The organism is Desulfobacula sp., from assembly GCF_021107415.1.
The window spans coordinates 1-20570 of sequence record NZ_JAIOSW010000093.1 but is presented as its reverse complement, the minus strand read 5'-3'; the positions used below and the strand labels follow the sequence as shown (position 1 = coordinate 20570).

Sequence of the window (20570 nt, the reverse complement as noted above, 5' to 3'; positions counted from 1 at the left end):
CAGTAATCGAAAAAATTTGCGGTTTTCGGTCGGGCACTAAGGTGAAACAACTGGCTCTAACATGCTGGTTGTAGTGACATCAATGCAATTAGTCGATAAAATCATTAATCTCTAAAAAACAATTCAACTTTCCGGTTTTATAATTTTTCAGGGGATATGGCCTTTTCCAGGGCATTCACCACCTGTAAAGGGAAAAGCGCAGGGGCGGGGTTCCCTTGTTTGTCTCTGGTTACCCAGATTGCATCCTGTTCACCATAGGCCAGTTTTACCCTTGTATCATCTTGATCCACACGGAAATATTCAAAATAAAACATGGCCCTGGACCGGGTCAATGTCTTAAGCGCCATGGTCACCATAATGCGGTTAAACGGCATAGCCTCCCTTAAATGGTTTATGCGGGTTTCCAGACACAGCAGTTCCCCTTTTTCCCCAGTGCCCTGATAATACTCTGGAATCAGCTGATAAAAATAACGATCCCGGGCCGTTCCCTGCCAGAGGTAATAATTAGCAAAATAAATATTTCCTACCAGATTGGAGTGATCCAGAGAGGTTTCAATAACCTGCTCAAATAAAAGCGGCTCAACCTTGGGCCCTGGTGTGGCTTCATACTGGAATTTGTCATCCGGATCATCTTTATGCAGATCCTCTAATGGTTCAGGAAACGCAGGCGGTGTTTTGGGATTATCATTCTGCGGCAGCATTGTTTTCACAAATTCATAATAATAATCAGGATACGGCTCTGGAGCTACAATGCCGTGATCAATAATTTTAACCCAGGTCACAGTCTGTTCACAAAAGGCCAGGCGTTCGAATTTTCCATGGGGAAGAACTTTTAAAAAATCAAATTTCAAATCCATGGTGGAATCGGCCGGGCCGTAGTTGTCATCCGCCCACAACCGGATTTCAATCTGATCCTGGGCTGTGGCCTCCCCGAGAATACGCAGCCGGGAATGATTGGTCACTGATCCCCATTCACCTGAACTGAACTGCTCGCCGACTTTTCTCAATATTGGCCAGATGGATGCTTCACGGATTTCTCCGGCCCAGAACATATAATTGGAAAAATAAACTGTCCGGCTGAGTTGAGCATTGGGCCTGAAAGTCACAGGCAGCCGTATGGAGATACAGTTCTGGCCCTGGGGGCCCGTCAGAATCTCCATGTGTTGTTTGAGTGCATCATATCCTTGTCCTTCCGGGATGTCCTTAAGATCAAGCGCTTTTGGAACAACTTTTAATGCCAGTATCAATTGAGAGCCCCAGGTCAGTTCCAATAAAATTGTAACAATGTGAACTGGTCCCCTGGCAGTGACTGATTCAAACAGCACAGCCTTGTCGCCTGTTGTTTCGATTGATGGCGGTTCAGGGTCTTTTTCACCAAGTTTATAGAGCACCTCTTTTACTGCCCACAACCGGGTACCGGCAATATCCAGGTCATCTGAGTCTTTTTTCAGTTGCTTAAGCACTGGTGCAAACGGTTTTCCCAGAAGTGACTCCCAGTGATCGCGTTCCCTTGGAGTGACCGGAGCAATATCACACCCCTGGGAACCTTGTCCTGCGCAGCAGATGCATAACCGGTCCGTATGTGACAATGAAATCATGATATTTTCAAGCCCTTTAATCACGGGTTTTCCATCATCAGTCCATGTCACTTCCCAGGAATGTTTGTCATCAGATTCATCTTGAAGAACCTTTTCCAGAATATTTTGTATCAATGGCATTTGTTTTTCATGACGATCCTTTTTCTTAAGATCATGAATGCCTTGAATATACATCAGATCCAAAGCAGGCTGCTCAAACCCGAAGGTTTGGCCCAAGTCCTTTAACGTATTTTCAATAATTTGGATGTCACGGTTTTCAGGCGCTGTCAAATCCCTGGCACACGGATTATCATCATGCATTTTCAGAATTCTGAGTGTATAATGTTCAAGCATCTCTATGACGCGTCCCTGGCTGTCCACTGCAGTGACTGTGGTATCAAATTCTTTTTCATGTCTTTGACCCATCTCTACCTGGGCCAGGACGGATAAAGGTGTTGGCTCTTCACATGGAAAAATATCCCAGCGTTTGATAAAAACCGGCAAAGATGCTGTTTTGGGCGTCAGCATCTGCGCAGACTGCAAAAGCGTGTCATTAAAAAACGGATCAGGCAACACCAAATTCCGGTGTTCCGGTCTGTCAAACGCTTGAGCCTGTGTTTCTTTGTCAGCAAGGATGCGAGTCTCAAAGATGGCTCCATTTGCTTCGTCACCTTTCTCATTGATCTGCCAGATCCTGTGCATTCTCTGAAAACGCGGTCCCTGAAACATCAGGGACGGCCGGTAAAGATCCAAAACCGGATCAATAGGTAATGGATGATCCGGTTTTTCAATCATTCCATTGTTTGGTTCATCTTCTAATCCCAGAACAAACTCAGCGGAAAAGTATCCAACATCCAGATCACTCATGGATTTTGACAGCCAGGTTCTGATTCTCAGAGTATCCTGAGCCGCCAGGTTTTGTTTTTCCATCACCAAAGCACGAATCAAAATATCTGCGCCATCCCTTGGATCAACCGTAACTGGACGTTCCAGACGGATATTTTCTATCCTGACCCGTGAACTAAAATGCGCAAGTCCGGCAGTACAGGCTGCAACCTGAGCCATGGCTTCCAATCCTAAAACCGTGGGCAGCAGCAGCGATCCGTCAAAATTATGATCAACCAGATACAGATCTGTTTCCAGGTTCAGGTGGGCTTGAAACACAGATTCCACACCCGGAATAGCATACACCTCTTTTTCAAGATAACGGGCATTGGCCAGACGTGGAAGAGCGGGAATCCGGAATGTATCCAGACCGCCCAGGCGGGCTGTAACAGCCACTAAAGCCGATCCTGGATATTTCAGGCAAAGACGGGTGAACCGTTTAATCCCCTCATCAGAAGGAATCGCATCAATACCCTTTTGTTTAAGCACATTAACACTTCCCATGCGCGCGCCCATGCCTTCCTCTCCCCAGATACTGTAAGCAACGGAAATGATCTGGGTTGAAGCATGCTGAGCCTGATAATGCCTGAGAATCAGGTCTAAAACTTCATTGGAAAATCCGTACCAGGCATTACCGGGCATGCCCGTCACCCCGATAATTGAATTCATGGCCGCAAACAGTTTCAAAGGTTCGTCCGAAAGTGCCCGGATGATATTCAGGGCGCCCATAATTTTTGGATGGACTTCTGACAATGCATCTTTTGCTGAAACATCCCGGCATAAACGGGGAGTATTCAACCCCGCGCCATGGACCACACCCCTGACCGTCCCCATTTCTTTTTCAATGGTTCTGACAAGCGCATCCACTGCATCAGGATCTGAAACATCACAGGAAAAATACCGGGCCTCAAGCCCGTTTTCTTCATATCGTGCAAGTACTTGAACCATCTCATTGCCTGACACATCCTCTTCAGGCAGAGGCGATCGTCCGACCAGGGCCATACGGGTCCGGGTATTTTGAGCCAGGTCAAAAGCGCATGATGCCGTAATACCTTTAGCCCCTCCGGTCACCAGGATCACATCTTTTGACTTCCATTTAATGCCACGGGGCTGATATCCGGACGGATCAAGCGGTTTCTGAACAAATACCCGTCTAACAAACCCTGCATCATAGCCAGCATCCACAAAGGATTCTTCTGAAGACAATTCTTTAATAATCCTGTCTGAAACCTCGGCAGAATCGACATCCTTATCAAAATCCAGAACCCTGACCAGCAGATCCGTCCGTTCCAGATGGATACTCCTGGCAAGTGCTGCTGCACAACATGTTCGATAATCAACCAATTCTCCAGATTTTCCGAAAAATCCGCGGCCGAATTGAATATAGGCCAGGGTGATGGGCCGCTGTATTGCTGACGGCAGGCCGGCAACCGAAGCAAGATAATATATGGTCTGTTCAAGCGCCTCAATATCCTTTGACGTCTCTTCCAGATCAGCCGGTAATATCGCAATAAAATGAGAAAAATTAGGATTTTGGGTCAACTGGTTTTCAATTGCGTGCTCATAATCCTCAATTCTAACCTGCGCGCTGCAGTCCAAAAACTTGTCCTTCAGAGTATCGGCTAAGGTATGCATTCCTTTGCTGTACAGGATAAGAATATTGGCATTCTGCCAGTCACTGGTTTCAATGCCTGACGGCAGTTCTTTTTCCATAAATTCTGCTGAGAATTCACGCACCCATGTTTTCCCAAGCTGTGCCGGGCCTAATGCGGATAATGCAGCATCCAGCTGTGGTACCGGCTGTGATGCCCCTTTTGTATCCATCAAGGCATCAAAGGCCTGTGCGATTTCTTCCAGACTTGCATTTGTCAAACGCGACGTGTCCAGAAGATCCTGACGGATACCGGTTTTCTTAATCAGTCTGACCATCAGATCACCGGCCTTGATGGAATCCATGTTCAAATCATCCAGAAGCCGCATCCCGCTCTTGAGGGAATCCGGAGAATACCCGGTCATATCAGAAATCTGGGCTGTCAGTATGTCTGCCACATCTATATCACTTTGCACCAATGACGACACGTTGTCAGGAATCAGGGCAGAAACCGTATTTAAAACCTCACCCAGCGTGACATTGCTCATCTGTCCGGCATCAATATTCCCCTTTGCCCCGGCACGGCCTGCAAATCTGACAATCATGTCTCCGGCTTTTATGGAATCCATGTTTAAATCATCCAAAAGCCTTAATCCAGGTGAAAGAGTTTCCAAAGCAAAGCCTGTAATTTCATGAACAATACTGTACAAAATCTCTTCAATGGATGTATCGGAAGGTTCAGCCTCAGATTTTGCTTCTTCAGATGCAAGCATTTTAGATAAAATCCCTTTTTCAGGTCTCCCCCATTCTACATCCTTACCCTGATTATCAACGTCCGCCCGGATTACATCCGCGAGAAAACCTCCACGGGCCATGAGATAGTCTTTGATTTGGGCTTCATCAAATTGTCCTGTCTGTATAAGATATTGGTCTATCATTCCTGAAGCAGGACTGTCAGACAAACTGCCCGGTGCTGCTGTTTCACCTTCGATCTCACGCTCGCAGGGATTATCGATAAACACTTTATCGTCTGGAGAAACAAAGGGTCTGACCAGACGTTCTGCAAACAGAATGTCCCAGTTAATGTCGACATTATGCACAAACAGAACCGCCAAAAGCTGATTTAAATCCTTGTCTGCACCCGGCAAAGATTCCACAGGCAGACACCTGGGGCCGTTATCACCGTTAATTGCATTGGTAAGTCCGCTGAGCACCCGTCCCGATCCAACCTCAATAAACAAATCGCATGCCTTGGACATTGCCTGTATCAGGGCTGGAAAATCCACCTGGGACACCACCTGATCTGCAAAATGTTTTTTTAATAATGTGGATGATGTCACTTCCTGACCATTTCTGCTGGAAAATAATTGAATATCAAGCGACGCAGGATGCTCAGAAAGTATATCCGTATCCGCGAGAATGTCGGCAGCATTCTGGATCATCCTGGAATGAAAGGCATTGGAAACTTCCAGTCTGGTAATCTTGATCTGCTGTTCTTCAGCCAGTTTGGCCACCTCATCCACACCGGCCAGGCTCCCTGAAACGACCATCTGCTCCGGCCCGTTGATATTGGCAAGAACAACATATTCTGCTGCTTTTCCGACAAGCTTTTCTGCTGTTTCTCTTGTACATCTGAGACTGGCCATGGTGCCTGCCTGATCATCCCCGGCAGCCATGGCACGGCCACGGACAGCCGCCAGTTGAATCAGTTCTGAAAAATCAAATGCGCGTGCTGCATAAAACGCGGTTAATTCGCCCAGGCTGTGCCCGCCTGAGGCAACAGGCGTAATCCCCAGTTTTTTCAAAAATTCAAGCCAGACCGCAGATACCGCACAAATAGCCGGCTGGGCATTTTGAGTATTGGATAAATTTCTAAACCAATTCTCTGCCACCCCCGGACCGGCTGCTCTTTCAAGTGAATGATAGATGGTCTGGCTGACCGGTGAACCACCAATAGTTTCAAGCAGCTTATCCGCCTTGTCCATCATTTTTTTTGCCCATTGAAACCGTCTTATCAGTACATGCGCCATATTCATTTTTTGGGATCCCTGCCCTGGGAAAAGCATGCCGATACGAAGAGGCATGGTTATACAGCCAAACAAAGCAGTATGAGACTGGTTAAAAACAACCTGTTGCGGGATTGGATTTTCTTCAATTATTTTTAAAAGATCATTCAGCCGGGTTGTCAATTCGTCAGGATTCCCCGCGACAACAGCCGCTTTGAACCTGACACCAGGATCAACCAACCCGCAAAGTTTAAAGGAAAGATCCGTCAATTCCGCCTGGCTGATGGCATTACTATAAGCCAGAATTTCGTTTATCCGATCAAAAAGGTCTTCATGCTTATCATAGGAAAATAAAAAGATTTCCGTGTCCTGATTGGAAACCATTAATGCATCTTCATCCACAAGAGGCTTAAGTTCGGATTTTGGAGGATCTTCAGATGCAATGGTAATATGACAATTGATCCCGCCAAATCCCATGGAGGATATACCGGCCCGGATAACGGATTCATCCGGTCTTGATTCACCGGTTAAAACCGGATACAGATGAAGTGCCTGATCTGTAAATATGCCATGGGGTTCCTTGCAGTTGGCTATGGGCGGAATAACACGGCGGTTAACCGCCAGAACTCCTTTAATAAAAGCCCCGATACCGCTGGCCGCTTTTGTATGTCCGATGATGGACTTAAGCGATGTAACACCGCAGCAACGACCCTTTACCTCGGGTGCGGATTCCAAAGCCTGTGATATTGAGCTCAGTTCGACCTTGTCTCCTACAGTAGTCCCTGTGCCATGGCCCTCAATAAAATCAATAGAATCCATGTCATAAGGCGCCCGGTCATAAGCCCGCCGGACTGATCTTGCCTGACCACGTGCCAGAGGTGCTGTAAGGCCTGTTCCACCACCGTCTGATGAGATACCCCATCCATTAATAACCGCATAAATATAATCCTTGTCCCTTTTTGCATCTTCCAATCGTTTAAGCACTACAAATCCGCAGCCTTCGCCGGGAATAAAGCCGCTTCCACGACGATCGTATACCGTCATTTCATGCATGGTCAAAGCATTTGTCTTGGCAAACCCTATGATTTCAAACGGATCAAGGCTGATATCCACCCCTCCGGCCAGTGCCAGATCAAGATCACCACTGATCAGGCCGTTTGCAGCAGTTGCCACTGCTATCATTGAGGATGAACAGGCACCATCAACCGTATATCCGCCGCCATGCAAATCCAGATAGTTACAGATTCGTCCGGCAATAGTATTGGAAAGGCCCCCTGCCAGTGTATCCTCATTCGCGGGCGGAAAAACGGATTTAAAATTGGATTCAGCTGTTTGTGTTATCATCTGAATCTGCTGGGAAGACCAGCCCTGGGAAACCAGGGTTTTTGATATAACTTTTTTTACGAACGGCCATCTCAGCCTCATAACACCGGCTCTTGACTGTTCCCCGGTCAATGTATTTCCAATGATAACCCCGGTCTTGTCCCGTGGCAGGGTTTCCTTTGCATAGCTCGCGTCTGACACAGCCTTTAATGCAATATCCAATGCAAGCCAATGAGAGGTATCCATGGCCTTAAAGGTTGACAAAGGTATTCGATGAGCGGCCCAGTCAAAGGAAAAGCCATCAATATAAGCAGCCCGGCTTCCATATGTTTTATCCGGCTCACTGCGATCTGGATGATGATACTCGGCCATCGGCATTCGCTGATCTAAAAATTTTCTAAACTGAATTCGCCGGGCCAGGATATTTTCCCAAAGTTCTTTTAATGATTTCGCATCCGGATACCAGCATGCCATGCCGACAACTGCAACAGTATTGTTATATTGAAGATTCCCCATTGTTATGCTCCTTATGATAACTTAGAAAGTTGAGTCAATAAATGTACATTTGGGAAATATTGACCCCCTTGATCATATCATTGGCCCGTCTTAAGCGGTCACATAATTCAATGACCAGACTGTGCAGTATAGAAGGATTACGCTTTACCACTTCATAAAAATCCTCACGGTCAAGCCTGAGCATCCTGCAACGCGGTATGCAGACCACATCAGCAGATCTCGGTTTGCCGTCCAGCAGACCCATTTCTCCGAAAAATTGATCTGGACCAAGCTCCTCCATGACGATTTCCTTGCCGTCGGCCTCTTTAAGAACCACCTTTACTCTGCCTTCAACCAGAATATAAAGTGCGTTACTTTTCTCGAACTCATGGATAACGGTTTCGCCTTCATTGAATTCATGAGTGCTCAAATGGCTTGACAAAAGCTTTAATTCATTTTCCTGAAGGGCTTTAAACAAGGATACATTCCTGATATAACCAATGTTACCTTCCATTGGAAACTCCTTTAGTTTGAATTAATAATCGGGACTAATTTTTGAAAAAATAATAATTTTGTTACTTGTATATCCCAAATCAAAAACATCTTGGGATTTAATTCAGAATTCTCTTATTCCTGAATATTAAAATTTATAAATTATAGTAAATGTTATTGTCAAGAAAAAAAGGCCTTTCTATCTTTTCATAGAAGCTTATAAAAAATTGAATCAAGAATTCCTTATCAACATTTCTGAAGCCTGTAAAGGCATTTCGACTGATCAACTTTGGTGGAAATATAATTGATTCATGGATAATCTTTATTGATAGAGATTCACCTAAGAAACATGTTCTGAAAATCTTTTTACATGACAAAAATTGAGTATATATCATATAGGAAACAGGCGACCTCTTTGTCTATAATTGCTTAGAATAATACAAGATTTGATTATGTTGACTGGCATTCGTAGTGCTCATACCAAACAAAAATTGAGGACCCCACATATATAGAGCACCAGGAGTAACTCAAGCATTATTTTTTATTTATTTTTAGACCGTACTCCACCCATTCAAATTTTAATCGGTTTTAAAAAAAGCGTGCCTGAAAACAAAATATTACCTTTGCCCAGGCCGGGATATCTGAAACCTTTAAAATCTACTGAAATTATCCCTGAAATCTTTACAGGCCTTGTATCATTTCTTATCATCATATGATATTTATAAAAAAATAAAACCGATGATGGTGATCTGGGATAAATATGGTGACTCTGCCCAATGTACCATGATTTTCCTCAGTGACTAAAAAACAAATTATGGTTGAACTCATATGTACGGATGGACCGGAAAAATACTGGTAATTGATCTGACAAAAAAAAACATTGAGGTTGAGACACCCGACCTTGATGTTTACAACCGATATGTCGGCGGTAAAGGATTTGGAGGTAAATACTTAAGACAGTGCGCAACCCTGCCCTGGGATCACCCCGACATGATGATCTGTATATTTACAGGACCTCTTACAGGCACTATTACTCCCACTTCAGGGCGAACTCATATCCTTTCAAAATCACCCCTCACAGGACTTGTGGGAGATTCCTCGGTTGGCGGGAAACTTGCCACCCGGCTTAAGCGTGCAGGCTGGGACGGCATTGTCATCAAAGGCAAAAGTAAAACACCTGTGGGCATTACAATAAAGGATAACCTGGTAGAGTTTAAAGATGCCACCGAATTATGGGGACTTGATACAAATGCTGTCCATCAACAAATCGGGCCGGGGAATGCATCTTTAGCATCCATTGGGCCTGCAGCTGAAAATGGTGTGCGGTTTGCTTCCATAATAGTGGACCGCCATTTTGCTGCCGGCAGAAGCGGACTTGGACTTTGCCTTGCCCAAAAAAAAATCAAATATCTTCTGGTGGATGGCACTGGTCATTGTAAGGTTAAAGACCTAAAAAAACTGAAGCAGGCAAGGGAGGACATCTTAAGACTTACAGCTGCTTCCCCTGCACTGATGGGCCAATTCGGGTTTACCTGCCTTGGTACAGGAGCGGTATATGATCTTATGGACAACCGCAGAATGATGCCCACGGATAATTTTCGCCGCACTTGTTTTGAGCATGCATCCAGACTTAATGCAGCCGCCTACACCAAAACCTATGCTCCTAAAAAACACGGGTGCCTTGGCTGCCATATTCTTTGCAAAAAAATCGGAACAAAAAATAAAAAGTCTTTTGCCATGCCGGAGTTTGAAACCATGTCTCATTTTACAGCCCTGATCGGCTGCATGGATACCGAGCTTGTCGTAAAGGCCAATGAACGATGCAATTATTTTGGCATGGATACCATATCTGCGGCTTCAACTTTAGCCTGCAGGCGTGAAATAACCGGCCTTGATTACACACCAGACAGTCTTTTATCTCTTTTAGATGACATGGCGCTTGGAAGAGGTGAAGGAAAAGACCTTGCCATGGGCGCAGAACACTATGCAAAAAAAATGGGAAGCCCTCAAGCTGCTATGGCTGTCAAAGGGATGGAGCTTCCGGCCTATGATCCCCGGGGGGCTTATGGCATGGCATTGGGATATGCCTTGTCCACCCGGGGCGGATGTCATTTGCGTGCCTATCCCATCAGTCATGAAATTTTCAGGAAACCTGTGGCCACTGATCGTTTCAGTTTCAGCGGCAAAGCCAGGATCATAAAGATTGCCGAAGATTTGAATGCCGTTGTGGACTCGCTTATTGCCTGTAAGTTTACTTTTTTTGCAGCGAGCCTGGAAGAGTATGCAACTGCCTATGAAGCGGTTACAGGAATTGAAACCAGTGCCCAGGATCTTCTTAGAAAAGGGGAATGCATTTATTATAACGAACGAATTATCAATGCGCTGAACAAATTTGACGTCAAGGACGATGATCTTCCGGATCGATTTTTCACAGAGTCTGGTTCCAGCGCAAATAATATCCATATTCCCCCCATTAACCGAGATGCATTTCTGGATGCCAGAAAAAAGTATTATGATATTCGAGGGCTTACCACCAATGGTCTGCCCAAAAAGAAAAAAGCACAAACACTTGGACTTTTATGGAACAACTTGTAAACAAATATGCAGACAAACTGATTCAAGCAGGACTGGGAGAAACTTTTGGCCCTTCCCGGCCCTTGATTGGCGGGCTGGATGATACCCTTGTCTGGAACCGGCCGGCAGATGAGATCAGTGTTCTGGAAAATGTTTTTAAAGGACTGAATATAAACTCTCTGGTTTTTTTAAGGCCCAAAGAACCCTATGGCAGCCTCATACGCTTTTTAGCAGAAAGCGCCCTTGAATCCACCCATAAATCTCCCAATAACTCTATTGGTTTGATCCAGCCAAAAGATTGTGAAACAAGAACTTTTCTCCATGATCTGCCCGTGATTAATGAATTTAGTGCTGATCAAATCATTCAGGCTTTAAAAAAAAGAAAAAGCGTGATCATTGCACCTGGAAAAAGCAATAAAAATTTCAAGGGCCCTGCAATTGTCGCCCATGGTCTGGTCAGCCCTGAACAGGGATTTGTAACCATAAGCTCTGTCTGCTTTGCAAATTTTATTAAATTTTTTACCGACTATCTTCAAGCACTTCAAACAGGATTTGCCACAGACGATGCCCACGATCTGTTTGACGCCGTCATCCCATATCTGGAACCCATACAAACAACATTGCCCGAACTTATCCCTTCTCCCTTTCCAAATGAAGAAACCGTTTATTCCGCCATTATTGAGGCCGGTCAAAAAACGGTTGAATACGGTCTTGTGGATTCCTTTTTCGGCAATGTTTCCTATTTCTGGAACAAGACGCTTTACATCAGTCAAACCGGGAGTTCTCTGGATGAGCTCAGGGGATGCATTGATCCGGTTCCAATGGACGGTTCCACCAGTGCCGGGCTTACCGCCTCAAGTGAACTGACCGCTCATCTGGAAACCATTTCCCGCACCGGGTGCAAGGCCATTCTGCACGGACACCCTAAATTCTCTGTCATCTTATCCATGGATTGCGATCCTGTTGAAAAAGCTGCCTGTGCTTTTAAGGAACAATGCCATATCAAATGTCCGAAAAAAAGATTTGTGGAGGGCACTCCTATTGTACCGGGTGAAGTCGGCACAGGTCCTTTCGGTCTTTGTAATACACTGCCTCGTGCGCTTGAACAGACAAACTCTGCCATTGTTTATGGCCACGGCCTTTTTACAACCGGAAAAGATAATTTTTCCGAGGCTTTTGCCACCATGCTGGAAGTTGAAAATCTTTGCCGCAATACCTATTTTAAAAAAATACGCCGTTTAAGAAAAGCTTAATACATGGCTTCAATCAAATCTTTAAACGCCTTGTTGACAAATTTTCGCTTAATTTTCATGGTGGGAGTCACTTCGCCATCCTCTTCGTAAAGTCGCTTGGGAAGAAGGGTGAACTTTCTGATATTTTCAACCCGTGCAAGGGTTTCATTGACCTTTTTAACTTCCCGGTCAATAAGGGCAATCACCTGTTCGTCACAGGTTAAATCTTTATAGGTTGAAAACTGAATTTTGTTATCCTGGGCAAATTTCACCACATTGTCTTCATCAATCATAATCAGGCAGGATAAAAATTTTCGCCTGTCGCCAATCACAACAGAATCATTGATATAAATACTTGCCTTGAGTTTGTTCTCAATATACTGGGGGGTGATGTTTTTACCACCCGCTGTTACGATAATATCTTTTTTGCGGTCTGTGATTTTTAAAAATCCGTCTGCATCAATCTGCCCCACATCTCCTGAATACAACCAGCCGTCAATAATGGTTTCAGCGGTTGCTTTTTCACTCTTATAATAGCCTTTAAATACCGCTGGAGATCTGACAAGAATTTCGCCGTCGGGGGCTATTTTAATATCGACTCCATTAAGGGCAATACCAACGGTACCAAATTTGGTCTTATCCTCCGGTGAAAGCGTGGCAACCCCTGTTCCTTCTGTCTGTCCATACCCTTCAATCAGGTTCATTCCAATGGACTGAAAAAAGCGCAACACCTCTTTTGATATGGGGGCAGCCCCTGAAATAGCCACCCGGATATTTTCAAACCCAAGCCGCTCTTTAAGCTTTCTGAAAACGGCAAACCAGGCAATAAAAAACAGGCCTCTGTGAAAAAAACCAAGGGATTTAAAATTCATTACATGATCAGCCCTTTTTTTTCCTATTTCCAGGGCAGCCTTGAAAACAATCCGCTTAAACCATGTGGCATCATCCATTTTAATCATGATATTGGAATAGTATTTCTCCCAAATCCTTGGGACGGCATATCCAATGGTCGGAGAGACTTCCATCATATTTTGCATGACTGTATCCGGCTTTTCCACAAAGTTAACAATATAGGCAAATTTTAAATGGATAAAAACCGTGAAAAGCCGTTCAAAAACATGGCACAACGGCAGAAAGGACAAGACATTATCTTTTTTATATATGTCAATAATTGACTCAACAGCGCCGGCCATCCATGTCACATTTTTATGGGTGAGCATGGCTCCTTTAGGGGGACCTGTAGTACCCGAGGTATAAATGATCACAGCAAGGTCATCGGGCCTGACTTTGGCCTGCCTGTCTTTAAACAGCGTTGGATGCTCTTCAGTGGCTTTGCTGCCTTTTTCAATCAATTCATCAAAGGTCATGACCATGGGATCTGTGAATGCCAAAAGTCCTTTTGTGTCCCAGACAATTACCTTTTTTAACAGCGGTGTCTTCTCTCTGAACATCAACCACTTGTCCAGTTGTTCTTCATTTTCCACAAACAAAAACCTGGCATCGCAATGATTGACCACATACTCCACCTGCTGCCAGGCATTGGTGGCGTAGACCCCAACGGACACCCCGCCCACGCACTGAATCCCCAGATCTGCCATCACCCATTCAATGGCGTTATCACCAATAATACAGGCAGCATCCCCTTTTTCAAATCCCATGGATACCAGGGCGCATCCCACCTTTTTTGCCTTGTCATGGTATTCATTCCAGGTGATATCATGCCAGATGCCCAAGTCTTTTGTTCGCAGTGCAACTCTTGAGCCGTTTTGACTGACCGTCTGGTTAAACACCTGGGGAATCGTCTCAAATACGGATTCTGTCTTTTTCATCGCCATGCTTTCTTTCTTTTCCATCGCTGGTAGCCTTTAGCCGATGTTTCGGATTTTATGCCAAGATAAAACTCTTTGACATCCTTGTCTTCCAGAAGATCTTTTGATTTGCCTTTCATTACAAACCGGCCGTTTTCAAGAATCAGGCCTGTGGAAGAAATGGAAAGGGCCATGTTGGCATTCTGCTCAACCAGGAGAATGGTGGTCCCTCTCGAATTTATCTCCTGGATAATGGAAAAAATTTCTTTAACCAGGATGGGAGAAAGCCCTAGAGAAGGTTCATCAAGGATCAGCAGTTTGGGTCTAAGCATCAAGGCTCTGCCAATGGCAAGCATTTGCTGTTCTCCACCGGAGAGTGTGCCTGCCCACTGGTTGGTTCTGTCTTTTAAAACAGAAAAATATTTAAACACCTGTTCAATATCCTGTTTTATCTCTGACGTGTCTTTCCGGATATAGGCTCCCATCAATAAATGTTCATGAACGGTCAGCTCTTCAAAAACCTCCCGGCCTTCCGGTACATAGGCAATGCCTTTGCGAACAATTTCATCGGTATCCTTATGATGTATGGGAGCACCTTCAAACTCAATGATGCCCTTATCCGGCTGGTCTTCTATCTGGCCCATGATGGTCTTTAAAATGGTTGATTTTCCTGCACCGTTATTGCCCAGGATTGCTGTGATGCTTCCTTCTTTTACGGCAAAAGAAGCGCCCCTGATGGCATAGACCAGATCATAATAGGTCTCAATATTTTTGACTTCCAGCAGATCCGGCATCGTTAATTTTCCTCCCCAATGTATGCTTTGAGGACTTCTTTGTTCTGCTGGACCTGTTCAGGGGTTCCCAAGGTGACAGCTTTGCCGAAGTTAATGGCCAAAACTCTGTCGGATATATCCATGACCATTTTCATATCATGCTCAATGAGAAGGATTGAAATCCCCAAATCATCCTGGATATCCTTAATCCAGAAGATCATATCCTGCTTTTCTTCCGAATTCATTCCCGCGCAGGGCTCATCCAGCAGGAGCAAGGTCGGTTCCAAGGCAAGGGCTCTTCCAAGTTCAATGAGTTTCTGCGTCCCATAGGGAAGAGCGCCTACAAACTTGTCCCGTATACTTTGAAGCTCCAGAAGATCAATAATTTTTTCCACTTTTTCCCTGTGTTGAATCTCTTCTCTGGCTGCAAAAGATCCTTTCCCCCACATGAACATGCCTTGAAAAAGACCTGTTTTCATGTGAATGTGACGGCCCAGCATAATATTTTCCATGGTGTTCATATGGGAAAACAGCTCAATATTCTGAAAGGTTCTGGCAATGCCCATCCTGGCAATGGTATCGGGTTTTTTATTTTCAATGAAATTACCTTTAAATCGAATATTGCCCTGATCCGGTTTATAAAGCCCTGATATGCAGTTGAAAAGAGTGGTCTTTCCCGCACCATTGGGACCGATCACAGAAAAGATCTCACCCTTGTTCATGAAAAAGCTGATATCCTGCAGAGCCTTTATCCCTCCAAAGGAAATGGACAAATGCTCAACCCGGAAAAAAGAGGATTCCATTCTACTTTATATCCATCCAGTCTGTCAGCTTTTCTGCTTTTCCGCCGGCAAGACACTTGACCAAAAAAGTCTGAGATCCCCCCTGGCGTGAATACATATCATTCTTGTTATAAGGTTTATAACTGACTACAGGTCCGATTCCTTTAAATCCACTGATCCTTTCCATGGCAGTAATAAAATTTTCCCTTGTCAGATCCCGGCCACAATTTCTCAATCCTTCAATCATGGGCTCGGTAAAAGCAATACCTGCATAATAAAAAACACCCCATCTTTCTTCCTTGGCTGCATATTTATCAAACACTTCTTTTTTATATTTATTCAGCAATGGATGACCTGAACCAGGAAGTTCAGCAAGAGTAGCGGTGATCACACCTTCCCAAAGACCTTTTGTGATATGCATCATCAAAGGAAAGTCAGAGGTGGTGCTGGTGCTCATGAATTGCGGGGCAAACTGCATGGCCTTGCTGATACCGATAATCCTTGCGGAATGGCCCACTGTTGTCCACATTAGAACCATGTCTGCCTTGGATTTTCTTAATTTCATCACATGGGGTTTAAGGTCGGAATCTTTGGCCTCCATGGATACCTGTGCAACCGCTTCCAGACCATGGGTCTTTAATTCTGCAAGCGCCCCTCGAAGTCCGTTTTTCCCGTATTCATCATTGAGGTAAGCTATGGCGACCCGTTTTTTACCCATTTTTTCAATGGCATATTTTACAAGTGCCTTTGCCTCACCCACATAAAGCGGATACACAGCAAACAGATTTTTCTGGGGAGGATTTACCCAGTGCATGGAACCTGCAGCAGGCCCTACCCATGGAATATTTCTTTTGGCCAGATAATCTCGAACCGCTAAGCCGGGAGATGTCCCCACACCACAGGCCCAGGCAAATATCCCTGTACCTTCCTGGAGTTCTTTCACCCCTGCCTTTGTTTTGGCCGGATTATACCCGTCGTCAAACATGTGATAAACAATTTTCCTGCCGTGGATACCGCCATTGTCATTGATCCATTTAAAATAGTCGCCTGTACCCCTGGCCACATTACCCCAGGCCGCTGCAGGACCCGTCTGGGGACCCCATTGCCCGAGATGGATTTCCGTATCTGTCACACCTTCTTCAGCGCAAAGGTTTGGGGCAAAGCTCAATAAAAATGCCAGAGAAACAAATAAAACAAGCATTAATTTTTTTTTCATGTCGTCCTCCTTTTTAAACAATCATTGGTTCTATGTTACGTTCACGTATCCCCTGAATAAAAACCCGTTTAAAAACCAGGTTAAAGCCCGGATTAAAATCCGAATTAAACCTTTTTCACATAATGCTTGGAAAAAAGGCCACTGGGCTTAATACACAACACAAGTACAATAATAACAAAAGCAACCACAGTCTTAAACTCAATGGAAACATATCCGCCAAACAGATTTTCAATAATACCCAGCATATAAGCGGATATCACGACCCCTGGTAAAGAAGTCATCCCCCCCATGACGGCTGCGGCAAATCCCTTGAGCATGGGATCCCACATCATAAACGGCTGCATGATGGTCGGAGAAATCAAAAGCCCGGCCACAGCTCCCACAAGCGAGGAGATCCCCCAGGTCATCATCAAAATCCGGTTGGTCCTGATACCGACAATCTGTGCGGCAACACTGTTTTGCTGGGTGGCTTTCATGGCAAGTCCCAGTTTTGAATATTTAAAAAACAAATAGAGTACACTCATTAATAACAATGCCGCCACCAATGTCAGGACTTCCAGTTTGCTGATAAAGATATCCCTGATAATAAAGCTGTCATAGGGCCCTATGGGAAACGGCATGGTCTTCTGATCCGCACCGAATTTCCATGAGACAAACCCTAAAAGAACCATCTCAATACCAATGGTGATAACAATCATCCCCAAAACATTAGGTTCCTTTGCCCGCCGAAGGATGGCAAACTCCAGGAAACATCCCAGAATAATTGCAAACACAAAGGTCAAAAGGAACGCCGAATATACAGACATATTAAAAGAAATTAATAGCGTCATGGCAAAGTAAGAGGATATCAGGGCCATTTCACCCTGGGCAAAATTAGGGACTTCAGATGTTTTATAAATGATAACCATGGCAAGGCCCATCAATGCATAGGAACTTCCCACTGCAATACCGTTGACAATTATCTGAATCAAATCAATCATTCACACCTTCCCATTAAAACGGCCAGGTTCGCCAGTATTTTTTCGTTCGAATCCATATGCCATAGAGCCCAAGGGGTTCAAACAATACAATCAGAATCATAATGGAACCAAACACAATATATTGAATATTGGAAACACCAGTGATGGAAAACCAGTGTTTGGAAAGATATTCCAGCCAGTCCCCAACATAGGGGATATCAAGAATATTGCGCAGTTTTAAGTCCAGCCAGCAAAGAAGTGTGGCACCGGTAATGGCCCCCATCATGGAACCAAGTCCCCCCACCACTACCATGGCCAGAAACATAATGGACATCAGCAGGGTAAAGATTTCCGGCTCAATAAATTTTAAAACAAAGGCATACAAACCACCTGCAATGCCTGCATAAAATGCACTCACTGCAAAAGCCAGAGTTTTGTAATAAAGAATATTCACCCCCATGGTCTGGGCCGCAATATCAGCATCCCTGATGGCAATAAAGGCCCGGCCAACTCTTGTCTTGATCAGATTACGCATAAAAAGCAGCAGGAAAATTGTCAGGGTGATCAATAAAAAATAAAACTCCTTATCCGTATCTATAACCCAGGAACCAATGGTAATGTCCGGTGCATGAATACCATCTCTGCCGCCAAAAAATTCAATCCGTCCAATAATCTGGGTAATGGTCAATCCGAATCCCAGTGTGGCGATGGCAAGATAGGGCCCCTCAAGCCGAAGAGCCGGCAGCCCCAGCAAGAACCCGAAAAAGGCTGCAATAAAAGCGGCGCATGGCAGGGCCAGAAGAAATGGGAATCCTGCCTTTACCATCAGAACAACCGTTCCATAGGCGCCAATGGCAAAAAAACCGGCATGACCAAGGGAAATCTGTCCTGTATATCCCACCAGAAGATTTAAGCCCGCCGCCACAATGATATTAATGGCAATATAATTGGCCACATACACATAATAATTGTCTGCAAACAAAGGGAAAAGATAGAGAGCTCCAATCAAGACAGCAAACCAGAAGATAACAACCGGAGAAGTAAAGAGCTGAACATCTTCAAAATAATCTCTTTTCATATCCATGGGAAACAATCCTTTTGTGTTCAACAGTCTGATGAAGCGATCTATATCTCAACTTATTTTCTAAGCGTATTGGTTGTCAAGTAAAAAAAAGAAGATTCAAACGAATAAACAATGTTTAGCCTCACCATTTTTATTCTGTTGAGAGCATACTCTATTACATGGGATATTCAACCTCGGCAAATTTAAAGTCTGAAATAACAGCCCAGATGCTGTTAGAGACCTTAGGGTTTGAAAAAACTTCCCAGATCATGCCCCTTAACATCAATGCCGATGATCCTGACGACACGGGCAAAATACAAATGCCTTCAAGGGAACATGTCTCCATGACAATGACCCCTATCAAGGATCTGCTGGCCTATACCAGTGACAGAAAGCTTCGCGGCGGAAGCAATAACTGGGCGGTAGCCCCGGCGCTTTCCGCCACTGGCAGTACCCTTTTTTCCGGCGACCCCCATCTTGATCCCAGAATGCTGCCCGGTGTCTGGTATCCTGTCGGATTGTTTACACCTGAAATAAGAGCAGTTGGTGCACAAATTCCCGGTATGCCCGGAATGGCCGTCGGCCGTACCGATCATATTGCAATTTCCATGACCAATAATTATGGTGATATGCTGGATCTCTACATTGAGACCATTGATCCTGAGCATCCTGATAATTACCTGGAAGGGAAAAAGTCAATACCGTTCATTCAGATTCAAGAAACACTTAAAATAAAGGATAAAGATGCCCCAAAAGGATTTAAGCAGGAAGCTTTCATCATCAGGGCAACCAGAAGAGGACCTGTTGTTTCTAATATATTTCCGGATTTAAAAACTAAAAATGTCATCACCTTAAGATTCGCCCCTGCTGAATCCATGGAGTCCTTCATTGGTCTATCAGATATCTTAACGGCAAAAAACAGTAAAGATATTGCAAAGGCTCTAAAACAGATCCCCATGGTATGCTTTAACTGGATATTTGCTGATACAAGCGGCAATATTGGGCACCAGACTTCCGGAAAAATCCCCATCCGCTACAATGGAGACGGTAGTTTTCCCTTTCCTGTAAAAAATTCCAATGATAACTGGCATGGATGGATTCCTGCCGATGAAATGCCCGGCACTATAAACCCTGAAAAAAACTGGATCGGTACCTGTAACCATAAAACAATAAAAAATGACTTTCCCTATTATTATTCTTCATACTTTGCGCCCTCATACCGGTATAGAAGGTTAAAAGAGCTGATGGCTTCATCTGAAAAAAAAACAATTAATGACCTGTGGATGTATCAAAGGGATACAAAAAATCTAATGGCCCAAAAAATATCCCCGGTTATGGCAAAAAGCCTGCTCAAATACGACGATACAAAAATAATGGGTGAAATTCTTTCAACCTGGAATTTTTTGGATGATCCAGATAAAGCAGCTCCCACCATCTTTCAAACCACTTACAAATTGTTTGCTTTGCTGGTTTCTGAAGATGACCTGGGAAATGAAAAAGCCATGATCATGCTCAATAACTGGTATTTCTGGCAGGAAAGACTTGAACACATGGTTTTAAATGGTGATTCTTCCTGGTTTGATAATATCAGGACAAAAGATATTACCGAGTCCCTTGAAGACCTGTTTCATCTGGCTGCCTTAAAGGCAAAGGCATTTCTTTCTCCAACGCTGGGGGGTGATCCAAAAAAATGGCAGTGGGGCAAGGTTCATGCCCTTGAACTTGTCAATCCCATCAGAAGAAAAGGACCAGGAAAAACTTTGCTGGGCTCCGGACCCATGCCCATGGGAGGCT

11 protein-coding genes are annotated in these 20570 nt (G+C 44.5%); 3 read left to right on the top strand and 8 right to left on the bottom strand.

The genetic code is table 11. The annotated features are described in order from the left end of the window. Positions 1-137 precede the first annotated feature (137 nt). Together K8S13_RS04820 and K8S13_RS04815 are read right to left on the bottom strand one after the other, a co-directional pair. The gene (locus K8S13_RS04820; RefSeq protein WP_291460839.1) at positions 138-7898 is read right to left on the bottom strand and encodes a type I polyketide synthase; all 7761 of its coding nucleotides are present in this window, start codon (positions 7896-7898) and stop codon (positions 138-140) included. A 34-nt stretch (positions 7899-7932) separates the two neighbouring features. Continuing rightward, positions 7933-8391 carry a Crp/Fnr family transcriptional regulator gene (locus tag K8S13_RS04815; RefSeq protein WP_291460838.1) on the bottom strand — a complete coding sequence of 153 codons (459 nt, stop codon included), beginning with the start codon at positions 8389-8391 and terminating at the stop codon, positions 7933-7935. An 806-nt stretch (positions 8392-9197) separates the two neighbouring features. Here K8S13_RS04815 and K8S13_RS04810 point away from each other — a divergent pair. Then, positions 9198-10964, top strand: coding sequence for an aldehyde ferredoxin oxidoreductase family protein (locus K8S13_RS04810; RefSeq protein WP_291460836.1), 1767 nt, complete (start codon positions 9198-9200; stop codon positions 10962-10964). Next, the gene (locus tag K8S13_RS04805) at positions 10949-12196 is read left to right on the top strand and encodes a class II aldolase/adducin family protein (RefSeq protein WP_291460833.1); all 1248 of its coding nucleotides are present in this window, start codon (positions 10949-10951) and stop codon (positions 12194-12196) included. Before K8S13_RS04810 ends, K8S13_RS04805 begins: the two co-directional genes overlap by 16 nt. Here the strand turns inward: K8S13_RS04805 and K8S13_RS04800 are convergent. The 6 genes from K8S13_RS04800 to K8S13_RS04775 form a co-directional block, all read right to left on the bottom strand. Then, positions 12193-14028, bottom strand: coding sequence for a long-chain fatty acid--CoA ligase (locus K8S13_RS04800; RefSeq protein ID WP_291460832.1), 1836 nt, complete (start codon positions 14026-14028; stop codon positions 12193-12195). The two genes, K8S13_RS04805 and K8S13_RS04800, sit on opposite strands and share 4 nt — an antisense overlap. Beyond that, positions 14001-14768 (bottom strand): ABC transporter ATP-binding protein, encoded by a 768-nt coding sequence (locus K8S13_RS04795; protein WP_367172530.1) that lies wholly within the window; start codon positions 14766-14768, stop codon positions 14001-14003. Before K8S13_RS04795 ends, K8S13_RS04800 begins: the two co-directional genes overlap by 28 nt. A gap of 11 nt (positions 14769-14779) precedes the next feature. After that, positions 14780-15559: an ABC transporter ATP-binding protein gene (locus K8S13_RS04790; RefSeq protein ID WP_291460828.1), complete on the bottom strand. Its 780-nt coding sequence runs from the start codon at positions 15557-15559 to the stop codon at positions 14780-14782. Position 15560: 1 nt separating this feature from the next. Next, positions 15561-16754, bottom strand: a complete 1194-nt coding sequence (locus tag K8S13_RS04785) for an ABC transporter substrate-binding protein (protein WP_291460826.1) — start codon at positions 16752-16754, stop codon at positions 15561-15563. Between the two features lie 104 nt (positions 16755-16858). Beyond that, a complete protein-coding gene (locus tag K8S13_RS04780) occupies positions 16859-17734 on the bottom strand; it encodes a branched-chain amino acid ABC transporter permease (RefSeq protein WP_291460824.1) in 876 nt (291 codons plus the stop codon). Positions 17735-17747: 13 nt separating this feature from the next. Beyond that, positions 17748-18797 carry a branched-chain amino acid ABC transporter permease gene (locus K8S13_RS04775; protein WP_291460822.1) on the bottom strand — a complete coding sequence of 350 codons (1050 nt, stop codon included), beginning with the start codon at positions 18795-18797 and terminating at the stop codon, positions 17748-17750. Positions 18798-18955: 158 nt separating this feature from the next. Here K8S13_RS04775 and K8S13_RS04770 point away from each other — a divergent pair. Continuing rightward, positions 18956-20570 (top strand): penicillin acylase family protein (locus K8S13_RS04770; protein ID WP_291460821.1); only part of this gene is annotated, 1615 nt, incomplete at its 3' end.

Bases quoted from the DNA above. Each gene is read 5' to 3' on its own strand.
- K8S13_RS04820 (WP_291460839.1), bottom strand. From the start codon at position 7,898: ATGGGGAATCTTCAATATAACAATACTGTTGCAGTTGTCGGCATGGCA.
- K8S13_RS04815 (WP_291460838.1), bottom strand. From the start codon at position 8,391: ATGGAAGGTAACATTGGTTATATCAGGAATGTATCCTTGTTTAAAGCC.
- K8S13_RS04810 (WP_291460836.1), top strand. From the start codon at position 9,198: ATGTACGGATGGACCGGAAAAATACTGGTAATTGATCTGACAAAAAAA.
- K8S13_RS04805 (WP_291460833.1), top strand. From the start codon at position 10,949: ATGGAACAACTTGTAAACAAATATGCAGACAAACTGATTCAAGCAGGA.
- K8S13_RS04800 (WP_291460832.1), bottom strand. From the start codon at position 14,028: ATGGAAAAGAAAGAAAGCATGGCGATGAAAAAGACAGAATCCGTATTT.
- K8S13_RS04790 (WP_291460828.1), bottom strand. From the start codon at position 15,559: ATGGAATCCTCTTTTTTCCGGGTTGAGCATTTGTCCATTTCCTTTGGA.
- K8S13_RS04785 (WP_291460826.1), bottom strand. From the start codon at position 16,754: ATGAAAAAAAAATTAATGCTTGTTTTATTTGTTTCTCTGGCATTTTTA.
- K8S13_RS04780 (WP_291460824.1), bottom strand. From the start codon at position 17,734: ATGATTGATTTGATTCAGATAATTGTCAACGGTATTGCAGTGGGAAGT.
- K8S13_RS04775 (WP_291460822.1), bottom strand. From the start codon at position 18,797: ATGGATATGAAAAGAGATTATTTTGAAGATGTTCAGCTCTTTACTTCT.